Genomic DNA, 261 nt, shown 5'->3' with positions numbered 1-261 from the left:
ATGCAGGCGGCGGCGATGATCCCGGCCACGCCGATCCCGACCAGCGCCAGCAACGGTGCGATCGCCCGCACCACCAGGCCGGTGACAAGCCAGGCGAACGCGATGATCGAGAGGGTCTGGAGCACCGCGAGCACCCCACCAGCGGCGAGGGTGCCGCGCGTGGAGGACGCGTAGCGGAGGAGGCGCGGGTCGAGCGGTCGCATGTCAGGCCACCACCGATGGCGCTTCGGCCTCGACGGGGTGATCAGGGATGTGCTCGCG

1 protein-coding gene is annotated in these 261 nt (G+C 71.6%); it reads right to left on the bottom strand.

What is annotated here, in order from left to right:
* Nucleotides 1–203, bottom strand: a 203-nt coding sequence (locus tag SB775_RS30860) for a hypothetical protein (protein ID WP_410865071.1), incomplete at its 3' end; no start/stop codon positions are given.
* Nucleotides 204–261: the final 58 nt, after the last annotated feature.

Source organism: Peribacillus sp. SIMBA_075 (assembly GCF_046534585.1).
This window is presented reverse-complemented; position numbering and strand designations above follow the sequence as displayed.